This is a genomic window from Pseudomonas brenneri (assembly GCF_007858285.1).
GTDB lineage: Bacteria > Pseudomonadota > Gammaproteobacteria > Pseudomonadales > Pseudomonadaceae > Aquipseudomonas > Aquipseudomonas brenneri.
This window is the reverse complement of the sequence record NZ_VFIL01000004.1, coordinates 245,119-257,718: the sequence shown is the minus strand read 5'-3', so window position 1 is coordinate 257,718 and position 12,600 is coordinate 245,119. Positions and strand designations below refer to the sequence as shown.

Below are 12,600 nucleotides of genomic sequence, written 5' to 3'. Positions count from 1 at the left end.
TCGTCACCAGGAGCCACCGCCTCATGCAACACCAGTGGGATGAAATGCACCGCACCCGCAAGCCCTCGTTCGTGCTGTGCGGCGAGCCCCGGGGACAGGTGCTCAATCTCTATGTCCATGGCTATTCCGCGTTTTTCAACCCGCAACAGCTGGCCAGTTTCCAGGCGCAACTGGCGGCGATCGAGGGTTCGACCAACCTGATGCTGTTCTGGCCGGCCGGGCATTTCCTGGAAAACCTGTTCGCCCCCTTCAAGGACATCATCGCCTCGATGCTCGGCGGCGGCACCCTGGGCGCGGCGACCGTGGGCCTGGGCAAGGCGGTGGGCTATTTTCTCGATCACTACAAAAGTGTCGAAGCGCGGGTGGACGAAGTGGCCAGGACACTGCTGGTGGAGTTGGCCAACTACCTGCACGCCGAGTCAATCGAGGTGCGCCAGATCAACCTGATCGGCCATTCCCTGGGCGCCCGCCTGCTGGTCAAGAGCCTGCTGGCCAGCCCCGAGCTGGCCCGGGAACTGCCGCTCAATCACCTGTTGTTGATGGGCGGCGCAATTTGCACCTCCAGCCCCTGGGAGCAGGTGTCGGCGCCGCTCAAGGGGCGGGTGATCAACTGCCATTCCAGCAAGGACTGGGCCCTGGCGCTCAAGCCGGATACCGAGCGCTGCATTGGTCGCTATGCGATTCCCTTGACGCCATCCCTCAAGGGCAAAGTGACCAACGTGCATCTGGTCACTTTCGACCACGCTGCCTACTGGCCGCAGTTGCAGACCGTGGTGCAGTACACCGACTTGCTGCACGAGCGCCGCGGCATGATCCGTGCGGACCAGCGCAGTGCCGAGGTGCGTTTTGCCGAGGAAGACGTGGACCTGTTCCCGGTGCTGCGCCAGGCACGGGCGCCAGAGCTGCAGTTTCTCGCCGAGCTGATGGCCGCCAAGCGCAGCGCGACCATCGAAGCCGAGGTACGCGACCCATTGCAGTTGGCTATCGAGTTGCAGCGTATGGGCGGTGACAGCTTTATGAACCTGGCCCGTGGGCACGGGGTGAGTTATCGCCAATTGGCCCAGGACGTGGCCCTGCGCGTCGGTCTCAAGTTTGACCAGCCCATCGACAGTGTGGCCCTGGTGAGCCTCGAAGAGCGGGTCGCCGAGACCCTGATCGAGCAGTACAAGGATAAACTCAGCCTGGCCGACCGCGCAGTGTTCGAGGCCGAACTCAGGGCTGCGGCGCAAAAGGAACAGGGGTTTTTCAACCGTTTCGATGTCGCTCGTTCGGCCACTACCGCCTTGAGCGGTACGGCGCTGGCCGGGCTGACCGGGTTTATCCTGCGCCGAGGTGCGGCCACGGCGATCCCGGTGGTGGGGCAGGCGCTGGCGGCGGCCATGCTGCTGGTGAGCGGGGTGCGGGCGTTTTCCGGGCCGGCGTATTCCATCACGACCCTGGCGGTGCTGGTGCTGGGGGTGATTCGCCAGCGCATGGAGCGTGAGGCGCTGAATCAGGAAATGGACCTGGTGGTGCAGGTGGTCGAGGCCTTTGACCTGCCCCGGGAAACGCTGATGCGCACGGTCTCGCCGGACTGCTAAGCTGCGTCCTTGTCCTGTGTGTCTGCCTGGTACCCCGCGTGAAATTCAGCCTGCCGAAAATTGCCACTGCCCCGTTCTGCCCGCCAGAAGTGGCGGGCACCATCCCCGTTGATCCCCGCGCGTCGTTTTTCAAACGGGTGCTGCAGTTTGCCGGCCCCGGCCTGCTGATTTCCATCGGCTACATGGACCCCGGCAACTGGGCCACGGCCATCGAGGCCGGGTCGCGCTATGGCTACAGCCTGTTGTTCGTGGTGTTGCTCGCGAGCCTGGCGGGGATGGCGGTGCAGTGCCTGTGTTCACGGCTGGGCATCGCCACCGGCAAGGACTTGGCGCAGTTGTGCCGCGAACGCTACAGCCAGCGCTCCGCGCGCACGCAATGGGTGCTGGCGGAAATCTCGATCATCGCCACCGACCTGGCCGAAGTCCTCGGCTGCGCCCTGGCGTTCCACCTGCTGCTGGGGGTATCGCTGACCACCGGCATTGTCATCACCGCGTTTGACACGTTGCTGATCCTGGCCCTGCAAAACCGTGGCTTCCGGCGCCTGGAAGCGATCATGTTGGCGCTGGTGGCGACCATCGGCGTGTGCTTCTTCGTCGAGCTGGTGCTGATCAAACCCTATTGGCCGGACGTCTTGCGTGGTTTCACGCCGTCGCTCTCGGCGATCAGCGATGCCGCGCCGCTGTACCTGGCCATCGGCATCCTCGGGGCCACGGTGATGCCCCATAACCTGTACCTGCACACGTCCATCGTGCAAACCCGCCTGTTCGGCCAGGACCTGGCCAGCCGCCAGGATGCGGTCAAACTGGCGCGCATCGACACCATCGGCTCCCTGGCCCTGGCCTTGCTGGTCAATGCCGCGATCCTGGTGCTGGCGGCTGCGGCGTTCCACCAGACCGGCCATACCGAGGTCGTGGAGATCCAGGATGCCTACCATCTGCTGGATCCGCTGGTGGGCGGCGCCTTCGCCAGTATCCTGTTCGGCATTGCCTTGCTGGCGTCCGGGCAAAGCTCGACCTTCACCGGGACCATCGCCGGCCAGGTGATCATGGAGGGCTACCTCAACCTGCGCATTCCCTGCTGGCAACGCCGCCTGATCACCCGTGGCCTGGCGCTGATCCCGGCGTTCCTCGGGGTGTGGTTGATGGGGGACGATGCCATTGGCAAGTTGCTGATCCTCAGCCAGGTGGTGCTCAGCCTGCAGTTGCCCTTTGCCCTGTATCCACTGATCCGCATGACCGGCGACCGGCAATTGATGGGGCCTTTCGTCAATCGCCTGCCCACCAGGATCCTGGCCTGGAGTCTGTTCAGCGTGATCAGCGGCGCCAATGCCTGGCTGATCGGCCAGTGGCTGTTCTGATTCAGCGGTCCCGGTAAGATAGGTGGTGCGTGCAAACTTCTTCGCTTGAGGCGGTGGGCCACCCACCAATGGCACGAGCGCCGACAGGCAGCGTAAGCTGGCCTCCCTTTTCCTCATGTTGTGGAGTTTTATCGTGGCCAAAGCCGCTGCTTTTATTGAAATCCCGGCCTCGGCCGACGAAGTCTGGCACCTGGTCGGCGGCTTCAACTCGTTGCCCGATTGGCTGCCCCTGATTGCCAAGAGCGAACCGGGCGAAGGCGGGCGTGTGCGTCATCTGCAAACCGTGGATGGCGCGGTGGTGGTCGAGCATCTGCAGACCTTTGATAACGCTGCGCGCACCTACAGTTACACGATCAGTGAATCGCCGTTCCCGGTGAGCGCGTATCTGGCGACCTTGCAGGTTGAAGCGCTGGGTGAACACTCGGCCAAAGTCACTTGGTCAGGTGTGTTCACCCCGATCGCCGGTGTGACCGAGGCTGAGGTCGAAGCGCTGTTCAGCGGCGTTTATACCGGTGGTGTCGAGGCCTTGCGCAAAAATTTCCCGGCCTGACCTTGTAGGCGCCGGCAAGCCGGCGCCTACAGTGGGTTTTTTGGGCGGCATTGCAGGGTCAGTCGCGCGCCGCCGCGCTCGCTGCTGCCGACTTCCAGCCCAAAGCCATGCAGGTTGATGATCGCCGCCACAATCGACAGGCCCAGGCCAAAGCTGCCCTGTTGCTGACCGTCATCGACCCGGTAAAAACGCTGGAACACCGCGGCCCGTTCTGCTTCTGGAATTCCTGGGCCGGAGTCCACTACATCGATGCGCGTACTGCCAGCCTCGTTGCTCCCTCGCACAATCACTTCGCCGCCCGGCGGGGTGAACTTGATCGAGTTGCTCAGCAGGTTGGCCAGCGCTTCGAACAGCAGCGCGCGGTCACCATTAATCGGCGGCAGTGCTTCGGGGACCTGCAACAGCAGCGCTAACTGGCCTTCTTCCGCCAACGGCAGGTAGAAGTCATGGAGTTCCTGAAGCAACGGCAGGGGATCGAACACCAGGAAGCCGGAGCGTCGTTGCCGGTCTTCCAGTTCGGAAATGCGCAGCAAGCCGCGAAAGCGCGCCATCAGCGTGTCGGTCTCGTTGATCACTTCATCGAGTTGCAAGGCCAGGGGCGAGTGTTCATCGGCCTGTTGCTTGATCCGGTACAACTGCGCACGCAAACGGGTCAGCGGGGTACGCAGGTCATGGGCAATGTTGTCGCACACGCCCTTGACCTCGTTCATCAGTTTTTCGATGCGCCCGAGCATGGCGTTGACGATGGCCGCCAGCATGTCCAGTTCGTCACGACGGTTGGACAGCGGCAGGCGATGGGTCAGGTCGCCGGCGACAATGGCTTCGGCGCTGGCCTGGATTGCGCGAATCCGGCGCAACGGGCGCCGGCGCAGCAGATGCCAGCCGGCGACGCCGGGGATAATGGTCAGGGAGATCGCCCAAAGCAGGGCTTGCAGGATGATCCGGGTCACGCCCAGCAATGAGCCGTTATCGCGTACCAGCACCAGCCAGCGGCCATCCTGGGTCTGGGTCGCCACGGCGTCGCAACTGCCCAGGGGCAGTTTCGGGTCATCCGACTCGATGCAGTTGGCCAAGGCATGGATGCGCCCGTCGAGGGGCAAGCCTGCTGGAATCTGCTGGATCGGGCCGCTGAGTGGGCGTTGTTGCCCATCGAACAGGCCGTAGGCGTCGATGCCCTTCATGTCGAAGGTCATGCTGGTGGCCAGGGCTTCATCCAGTTGTGCGCCCTCGAATCGCTGGAACAGGTGTTGGCGTTGCATCAACGAGTGGCGCGAAAGGTCGCCCAGGTATCCCGAGACCTCGTAGTACAACACCCCCATGAGGATGCAGCTCCAGGCCACGAACAGCGAACTGTACAGCGCCAGCAACCGGCTGCTGGACGAGCGCCAGCCGTTAGACGGGTTCAGCAATGACATAGCCCGAGCCTCGTACCGTGCGAATCAGCGGCGTCTGGCCCGGGGGGTCGATTTTCTTGCGCAGGCGGCCGATATGTACGTCGATCAGGTTGGTGCCCGGGTCGAAGTGATAACCCCAGACTTCCTCGAAGATCATCATCCGCGAGAGGATTTGCCCGGTGTTGCGCATCAAGAACTCCAGCAGCTTGTACTCGGTGGGCAGCAGGCTCAAAGGCTGCTCGGCGCGGCTGGCTTCACGGCTGATCAGGTTCAATTCCAGGTCGGCCACGCGCAGTGCGGTTTGCGCAGCCTTCACCGCATTGTTGCGGCGCAGCAGCACCTCGACCCGGGCCGCCATCTCGTCGGAGGCGAAGGGTTTGGTCAGGTAGTCATCCCCACCGGCCCGCAAGCCGCGGACCCGTTCATCCACGTCGGAAAGGGCGCTGATCATCAGGATCGGCGTCGACACGCCGAGGGTACGCAGGGTGGTGACGATGGCCAGGCCATCGAGCTCCGGGAGCATGCGATCGAGGGTGATCAGGTCGTAATCGCCGCTGACGGCCCGGCTCAGGCCTTCGCGGCCGTTATCTACCCAGTCCACGTCCAGGCCATGACTGCTCAGCTCGGCGACGATCTCGCGGGCCGTCACAGCGTCGTCTTCGATGGTCAAAATACGGGTCATGGGGGCTACCTGGTCAAACTGGAGTGAAGCATTTTGCCAAGAAATGATAGTGAGGTTTCTAAAAGAAAATTCATGTAGGCAATTCTCAGGGCCACCTCGGTCAAAATGTGGAATATGGCGCAGGCCTTTTTAGTCGTCGAACCCCACCTGTTCGTGAATCTCATCGACCTTCAGCTCCAGCCGGTACGCCACGGCAATAAACAACGCCTGGCACAGGCACAGCGTTGCGCTCAACGAGCGAAACGCGAACGAAGACCCTTCATTGACCAGTAACACCGCGTTGGCCCGCTTGGCCAGCGGCGACAGGTTGCTGTCGGTGATGATCAGCGTCTTGGCCTGGTGGTGCTGGGCGATGCGCAGGCAGTGCTGGGTTTCCTTGCCGTAGGGCGTGAAGCTGATGGCGATCACCAGATCATTGGCGCGTACGCTGCGCATCTGTTCGCGGTAGCTGCCGCCCAGGCCCGAGACCAGGTGGATGCGCTTGTTGGTGTGTTGCAGGTTGTAGACCAGGTAGTCGGCCACCGCAAACGAGCGGCGTACGCCAACCACGTAGATATTGTCGGCGTTGACCACCAGGTCCACGGCTTTCTCGAAGGCCGCGTCGTCCAGTTCCAGGCCCAGGCGCTCGATGCCGGACAGCGTGGCGCTCACGCACTCGCGGGCGAGGTCGCCGCCGCTGGCTTTCTGCGACTTGTTGGCGATCATGCTGCGGATGCGCTGCTGGTAGTTCTGCACCGGCGTGGTCTTGTGGGTATACGCCTCGCGAAACAGCGCCTGCATTTCACTGAAGCCACTGAAACCAAAACGCTGGGAAAAACGCACGATGGCCGACGGGTGGACTTCGCATTCCCGGGCGATATCGCTGATGCGGTCGACCATGATCCGATCGCTCTGCTGGCTCATGTAGCTGGCGATGCGCTTGAGCTGGCGGGGCAGGCTTTCGTATTCGTCGGTGATCAACTGCAACAGACGTTCGGCATTGATCGGAGGATTGGCGAGAGCGTCGGTCTCGGCGCAAGACTGCTGATCGGTGCGGGACATAAGCAATCCTTCTGGCTTGTTCTTACAGGGCAGGTGACAGGCACGGTGCCCCTGACAATAGGTCAATGGGCGCAAGTCTACAGGGAAGGCACCAAAAAATACCTTAATGGAAAATATATTCCACATAAAATATTTATAGAATAAATATTGATTGATGGCGCCGGACGTCCTAGTCTGCATCCACCAAGAGCGTCGCCGTTTTGACGGCAGGCGCGGGCTGATAAAAATAACAGGAGCCAGCATGGGCCAGACTCGTTTTGCCAGTGGGCGTCAATTGGATCTGATTTGTCTCGGGCGCCTGGGCGTCGACCTGTACGCGCAGCAAGTCGGGGCGCGGCTGGAGGATGTCTCAAGCTTCGCCAAGTACCTGGGTGGATCTTCCGCCAATATCGCTTTTGGCACGGCGCGACTGGGGCTCAGGTCGGCGATGTTGAGCCGGGTCGGCGACGATCACATGGGGCGTTTCCTGGTGGAGTCGTTGGTGCGTGAAGGCTGTGATGTGAGTGGCATCACCGTCGACCCACAACGCCTGACCGCCATGGTCCTGCTGGGCCTCAAGGACCGCGAAACCTTCCCGTTGGTGTTCTACCGCGAAAACTGTGCGGACATGGCCCTGCGTGCCGAAGATATCAGCGAAGCCTTTATTGCCAGCAGCAAGGCGCTGCTGATCACCGGCACCCATTTTTCTACCGGCGACGTGTACCAGGCCAGCCTCCAGGCCCTGGATTACGCCGAGCGGCACGGCGTCAAGCGCGTGCTGGATATCGACTATCGCCCGGTGCTCTGGGGGCTGGCGGGCAAGGCCGACGGCGAGACCCGTTTTGTCGCCGACCAGAATGTCAGCCAGCATGTGCAGGGCATCCTCGGGCGTTTCGACCTGATTGTGGGCACCGAAGAAGAGTTCCTGATTGCCGGCGGCAGTGCGGATCTGCTCAGCGCCTTGCGCACGGTGCGGCGCCTGACGACGGCGACCTTGGTGGTCAAGCTCGGCCCGCAGGGTTGCACGGTGATCCACGGCGAGATCCCGGCACGGTTGGCAGACGGTGCGATTTACCCTGGCGTGCGCGTCGAAGTGCTCAATGTACTGGGGGCCGGCGATGCGTTTATGGCGGGTTTCCTCAGTGGTTGGCTGAACGAGGCCAGTGATGAGCGTTGCTGCCAGTTGGCCAATGCCTGCGGCGGTTTGGTGGTGTCGCGCCATGCCTGCGCCCCGGCAATGCCGACCCCGGCGGAACTCGAATACCTGTTCAACAGCCCGGTGCCCATCACCCGGCCGGACCTGGACCCGGTATTGCAACGTTTGCATCAGGTCAGCGTGCCGCGCAAAAACTGGAAGCAACTGTTTGTGTTTGCCTTCGATCATCGCTGGCAACTGGTGGAGCTGGCGCAAAAAGGTGGCCAGGACCCCGCGCGGATCAGCGCGATCAAGCAGCTGTTTATCCAGGCGGTCGAGCGTGTCGAAGGCAAGCTGCGCGAGCAGGGCGTCGAGGCCGATGTGGGCATTTTGGCCGACCAGCGTTTTGGCCAGGATGCGCTGAACGCCGCCACCGGCCGTGGCTGGTGGGTCGCGCGCCCGGTAGAGGTCCAGGGCTCGCGGCCGTTGGCGTTCGAGCATGGCCGTTCGATTGGCAGCAACCTGATCGCCTGGCCCCAGGAGCAGATCATCAAGTGCCTGGTGCAGTTTCACCCCGACGACGAGCCGTTGCTGCGCCTTGAGCAGGAAGCCCAGCTCAAGGGCCTGTACCAGGCAGCGCAAACCAGCGGCCATGAACTGCTGCTGGAAGTGGTGCCACCCAAGGATCATCCTTCGACCTACCCGGATGTGCTCTATCGCAGCCTCAAGCGCTTGTACAACCTGGGCATCTACCCGGCGTGGTGGAAGATCGAGGCGCAGACTGCCGAGCAGTGGCGCAAGCTCGATGAGCTGATCGAGGAGCGCGATCCCTATTGCCGGGGCGTGGTATTGCTGGGTCTCAATGCTCCGGCGCAATCCTTGGCCGAGGGCTTCCAGCAGGCGGGCCAGAGCCGGACCTGCCGTGGGTTTGCCGTGGGCCGCACGATCTTCCAGGAGCCGAGCAGGGCGTGGCTGGCGGGTGAAATTGACGACGAAACGTTGATCCAGCAAGTGCAGCAGATCTTCGAGCAATTGATCCAGGCTTGGCGCAGCTCCAGAGTTTAAACACGATCAATTGTAGGAGCTGGCTTGCCTGCGATAGCGGTCTGTCAGATACACATTAAGTGCCTGACCCACCGCTATCGCAGGCAAGCCAGCTCCTACAGAAAGCAGATCCCAGTGATCTCAGGTTAAAACAATAAAAGGTGCAGCCATGCCCGCAATCCGTATTGGCATCAACCCCATCTCCTGGAGCAACGACGACCTGCCGGCCCTGGGCGGCGAGACGCCCTTGAGCACCGCGCTCAGCGAAGGCAAGGCCATCGGCTACGAAGGTTTCGAGCTCAACGGCAAGTTCCCCAAGGACGCCAAGGGCGTGGGCGATGTGTTGCGCCCCTACGACCTGGCGCTGGTCTCCGGCTGGTACTCCAGCCGCCTGGCCCGACGTTCGGTGGCCGAGGAAATCGACGCCATCGCCAGTCATGTGCAACTGCTGCGTGAGAACGGTGCCACGGTGCTGGTCTACGGTGAAGTGGCCGACTCGATCCAGGGCTCGCCGGTCCGCCTGATCGAACGTCCGCGTTTCCACTGTGAGCAGGCGTGGCAGGCCTACGCCGACAAGCTCACCGAGCTTGCGCGTTTTACCCTGTCCCAGGGCGTGCGCCTGGCCTATCACCACCATATGGGCGCTTATGTCGAATCCCCGGAAGACATCGACACCTTGATGCGCCTCACCGGCCCGGAGGTCGGCCTGCTGTTTGATTCGGGGCACTGTTACATGGGCGGCGGCGAGCCGGTCGAGGTGCTGCGCAAGCACCTGGCGCGCATCTGCCATGTGCATTTCAAGGACGTGCGCAAGCCGGTGGTGCAACTGGCGCGCAACCAGATGTGGAGCTTCCCCGACTGTATCGTCAACGGCACCTTCACCGTGCCGGGGGATGGCGATATCGACTTCGCCGAGTTGCTGGACGTACTGTTGGGCGCCGGTTACAGCGGTTGGCTGGTGGTGGAGGCTGAGCAGGATCCGGCCGTGGCGCCCAGCTATATCTATGCAAAAAAAGGCTTCGATACCTTGCGGGCGCTGTTGGATGCGAGGGCTGGACAATGAGCCTGTTGGTCAAAAGCACGCCGCGCGGGCAAACCATGGTCGCGCTGCCAGCAGGCGGCCTGGAGTATGTGGGGTTTGCCGCTTACCGCCTGGGCCTGGGGCAAACGCTGCCGGTCAGTGCCGACGACAAAGAGTTGTGCCTGGTACTGCTCAGTGGCCGAGTGACGATCGAAGGCGAGGGCTTCAGTTGGCAGAACCTCGGGGATCGCCAGTCAGTGTTCGAGGATAAATCGCCGTTCGCAGCCTATCTGCCGCCCAACACGGTGGCCCAGGTGACAGCCCTGAGCGATGTGCAGATCGCCGTCTGTGCCGCGCCGGGCTCTGCCGCCGCCGGTCTTGCGCCCCGGCTGATCCGTCCCGAGCACTGCCGGCGCAGCGTGCGCGGCAAGGGGGCCAACACCCGCTATGTCTGCGACATCCTGCCCGACAGCGAACCGGCCCATTCGCTGCTGGTGGTGGAGGTGCGTACGCCGTCCGGGCATTCGTCCAGCTACCCGCCGCACAAGCACGACACCGATGACCTGCCGCACCAGAGCTTTCTCGAAGAAACCTACTACCACCAGATCAACCCATCCCAGGGTTTTGTCTTCCAGCGGGTGTACACCGACGACCGCAGCATCGACCAGGCCATGGCCGTGGAAAACCACGATCTGGTGGTGGTGCCCAAGGGCTATCACCCGGTCAGCGTACCGTATGGCTACGAGTCGTATTACTTGAACGTGATGGCCGGTCCCAAGCGCGCCTGGCACTTTCACAACGACCCCCGGCACAGTTGGTTGCTGGATCTTTAACAACGCCAAATCCAAAAGACACGGGTGCGAAACATGACCACAACCCGATTGACCATGGCCCAGGCCCTGGTGAAGTTCCTCGATAACCAGTACATCGAAGTCGATGGCGTGCAGAGCAAGTTCGTCGCAGGGGTGTTCACCATCTTCGGCCACGGCAATGTGCTGGGCCTGGGCCAGGCCCTGGAACAGGACAGTGGCGACCTGGTGGTGCATCAGGGCCGCAACGAACAGGGCATGGCCCATGCCGCGATTGGCTTTGCCAAGCAGCATCTGCGGCGCAAGGTCTACGCTTGTACGGCGTCGGTCGGCCCCGGCGCGGCAAATATGCTCACCGCCGCCGCGACCGCCACCGCCAACCGCATCCCGCTGTTGCTGCTGCCGGGTGATGTGTATGCCTGCCGCCAGCCGGACCCGGTGTTGCAGCAGATCGAACAATTCCATGACCTGAGCATCAGCACCAACGACGCGTTTCGCGCCGTGAGCAAATACTGGGACCGTATCAACCGCCCCGAGCAGTTGATGAGTGCGGCAATCCACGCCATGCGCGTGTTGACTGACCCTGCCGAAACCGGCGCCGTGACCCTGGCCTTGCCCCAGGACGTGCAGGCAGAGGCCTGGGACTACCCGGATTATTTCCTGCAAAAGCGCGTACACCGCCTGGACCGTCGCCCGGCCACCGAAGCGATGCTGCGCGAGGCTGCCGCGCTGCTCAAGTCCAAGCGCAAGCCACTGATTATCTGCGGTGGCGGGGTCAAGTACGCCGGGGCGAATGCGGCGCTGCAAGCGTTTGCCGAGCGTTTTCAGATCCCCTTTGCCGAGACCCAGGCCGGCAAGAGCGCAATCGTCTCCAGCCACCCCTTGAATGTCGGCGGTATCGGTGAAACCGGTTGCCTGGCCGCCAACCTGCTGGCCCGCGACGCCGACCTGATCATCGGCATTGGCACGCGCTATACCGACTTCACCACCTCATCGAAATCGCTGTTCCAACACCCCGAGGTGCAGTTTCTCAACCTCAATATCAGCCCCGGCGATGTCCTGAAGCTCGACGGCGTGCAGGTGCTGGCAGATGCCAGGCTGGGGCTGCAGGAGTTGACCGGCGTCCTGGGCGATTACTGCGCGCAATGGGGCGAGCAGCCACGCCAGGCCCGTGCGCAACTGGATGCCGAAGTGGACCGGGTCTATCAGGCGCGCTACACCGACGCCGACTTCACCCCCGAGATCAATGACCACATGGACCCGGCGGTACTGCGCGAGTTTATCGAACTGACCGGCTCCTGCCTGACCCAAAGCCAGGTACTGGGCGTGCTCAACGAGGCCCTGGCCGACGATGCGGTGATTGTCGCCGCTGCCGGCAGCCTGCCGGGGGATTTGCAGCGCAGTTGGCGCAGCAAGGGGGTCAATACCTACCACGTCGAGTACGGTTATTCGTGCATGGGCTATGAGATCAACGCGGCCCTGGGCGTGAAACTGGCCGAGCCGGCGCGTGAGGTCTACGCCCTGGTCGGCGATGGCTCTTACATGATGCTGCATTCGGAGCTGGCGACCTCGATCCAGGAGCGGCGCAAGATCAACGTGGTGCTGCTGGACAACATGGCCTTCGGTTGCATCAACAACCTGCAGATGGGCAACGGCATGGACAGCTTTGGCACCGAATTCCGTTTCCGCAACCCTGCCAGCGGCAAGCTCGATGGTGGCCTGGTGCCGGTGGATTTCGCCATGAGTGCGGCGGCCTATGGTTGCAAGACTTATAAGGTCACGACGGTTGCGCAACTGCACGCCGCGTTGGCCGATGCACGCGAGCAGAGCGTGTCGACCCTGATCGACATCAAGGTTTTGCCCAAGACCATGATCCACGGCTACCTGTCGTGGTGGCGGGTCGGCGTGGCGCAGGTGTCCACCAGCGCGCGCACCAACGCCTGCGCCAAACAACTCAATGAACGCCTGGCCAAGGCCCGGCAGTACTGACAATAAGAGGAGTGTTGC

Annotated in this window: 10 protein-coding genes; 7 read left to right on the top strand and 3 right to left on the bottom strand. The window is 62.6% G+C overall.

What is annotated here, in order from left to right; translation table 11 throughout:
• Positions 1-23 precede the first annotated feature (23 nt).
• The 3 genes from FJD34_RS10560 (at position 24) to FJD34_RS10550 (ending at position 3,488) form a co-directional block, all read left to right on the top strand.
• Positions 24-1,580 carry a DUF726 domain-containing protein gene (locus tag FJD34_RS10560; protein WP_032861094.1) on the top strand — a complete coding sequence of 519 codons (1,557 nt, stop codon included), beginning with the start codon at positions 24-26 and terminating at the stop codon, positions 1,578-1,580.
• A gap of 38 nt (positions 1,581-1,618) precedes the next feature.
• Positions 1,619-2,938, top strand: a complete 1,320-nt coding sequence (locus tag FJD34_RS10555; protein ID WP_032861093.1) for an Nramp family divalent metal transporter — start codon at positions 1,619-1,621, stop codon at positions 2,936-2,938.
• Positions 2,939-3,053: 115 nt separating this feature from the next.
• Positions 3,054-3,488, top strand: coding sequence for an SRPBCC family protein (locus FJD34_RS10550; protein ID WP_229752086.1), 435 nt, complete (start codon positions 3,054-3,056; stop codon positions 3,486-3,488).
• 26 nt (positions 3,489-3,514) lie between these two features.
• Here the strand turns inward: FJD34_RS10550 and FJD34_RS10545 are convergent, their stop codons facing one another.
• The 3 genes from FJD34_RS10545 to FJD34_RS10535 form a co-directional block, all read right to left on the bottom strand.
• Positions 3,515-4,903, bottom strand: a complete 1,389-nt coding sequence (locus tag FJD34_RS10545; RefSeq protein WP_090290834.1) for a sensor histidine kinase — start codon at positions 4,901-4,903, stop codon at positions 3,515-3,517.
• Entirely contained in the window at positions 4,881-5,564 is a 684-nt protein-coding gene (locus FJD34_RS10540; protein WP_032861091.1) for a response regulator transcription factor, read from the bottom strand. The genes FJD34_RS10545 and FJD34_RS10540 overlap by 23 nt, the downstream gene beginning before the upstream one ends.
• 129 nt (positions 5,565-5,693) lie before the next feature.
• Positions 5,694-6,605: a MurR/RpiR family transcriptional regulator gene (locus FJD34_RS10535; RefSeq protein ID WP_032861090.1), complete on the bottom strand. Its 912-nt coding sequence runs from the start codon at positions 6,603-6,605 to the stop codon at positions 5,694-5,696.
• 241 nt (positions 6,606-6,846) lie between these two features.
• On the opposite strand from FJD34_RS10535, the gene FJD34_RS10530 reads away from it, so the two are divergent.
• The 4 genes from FJD34_RS10530 to iolD all read left to right on the top strand — a co-directional run bounded on the left by FJD34_RS10530 (position 6,847) and on the right by iolD (position 12,582).
• Entirely contained in the window at positions 6,847-8,784 is a 1,938-nt protein-coding gene (locus tag FJD34_RS10530) for a bifunctional 5-dehydro-2-deoxygluconokinase/5-dehydro-2-deoxyphosphogluconate aldolase (protein WP_065943698.1), read from the top strand.
• 148 nt (positions 8,785-8,932) lie between these two features.
• The gene (iolE, locus tag FJD34_RS10525; RefSeq protein ID WP_090290835.1) at positions 8,933-9,826 is read left to right on the top strand and encodes a myo-inosose-2 dehydratase; all 894 of its coding nucleotides are present in this window, start codon (positions 8,933-8,935) and stop codon (positions 9,824-9,826) included.
• A complete protein-coding gene (gene iolB, locus FJD34_RS10520; RefSeq protein ID WP_032861085.1) occupies positions 9,823-10,617 on the top strand; it encodes a 5-deoxy-glucuronate isomerase in 795 nt (264 codons plus the stop codon). The genes iolE and iolB overlap by 4 nt, the downstream gene beginning before the upstream one ends.
• A 33-nt stretch (positions 10,618-10,650) precedes the next feature.
• Positions 10,651-12,582 (top strand): 3D-(3,5/4)-trihydroxycyclohexane-1,2-dione acylhydrolase (decyclizing), encoded by a 1,932-nt coding sequence (iolD, locus tag FJD34_RS10515; RefSeq protein WP_090290836.1) that lies wholly within the window; start codon positions 10,651-10,653, stop codon positions 12,580-12,582.
• The last annotated feature ends 18 nt before the right edge of the window (positions 12,583-12,600 follow it).

What these genes read in the sequence shown, in the direction of transcription:
- FJD34_RS10560 (WP_032861094.1), top strand. Translation starts at nt 24, where the DNA reads ATGCAACACCAGTGGGATGAAATGCACCGCACCCGCAAGCCCTCGTTC.
- FJD34_RS10550 (WP_229752086.1), top strand. Translation starts at nt 3,054, where the DNA reads ATGTTGTGGAGTTTTATCGTGGCCAAAGCCGCTGCTTTTATTGAAATC.
- FJD34_RS10545 (WP_090290834.1), bottom strand. Translation starts at nt 4,903, where the DNA reads ATGTCATTGCTGAACCCGTCTAACGGCTGGCGCTCGTCCAGCAGCCGG.
- FJD34_RS10540 (WP_032861091.1), bottom strand. Translation starts at nt 5,564, where the DNA reads ATGACCCGTATTTTGACCATCGAAGACGACGCTGTGACGGCCCGCGAG.
- FJD34_RS10535 (WP_032861090.1), bottom strand. Translation starts at nt 6,605, where the DNA reads ATGTCCCGCACCGATCAGCAGTCTTGCGCCGAGACCGACGCTCTCGCC.
- FJD34_RS10530 (WP_065943698.1), top strand. Translation starts at nt 6,847, where the DNA reads ATGGGCCAGACTCGTTTTGCCAGTGGGCGTCAATTGGATCTGATTTGT.
- iolE (WP_090290835.1), top strand. Translation starts at nt 8,933, where the DNA reads ATGCCCGCAATCCGTATTGGCATCAACCCCATCTCCTGGAGCAACGAC.
- iolB (WP_032861085.1), top strand. Translation starts at nt 9,823, where the DNA reads ATGAGCCTGTTGGTCAAAAGCACGCCGCGCGGGCAAACCATGGTCGCG.
- iolD (WP_090290836.1), top strand. Translation starts at nt 10,651, where the DNA reads ATGACCACAACCCGATTGACCATGGCCCAGGCCCTGGTGAAGTTCCTC.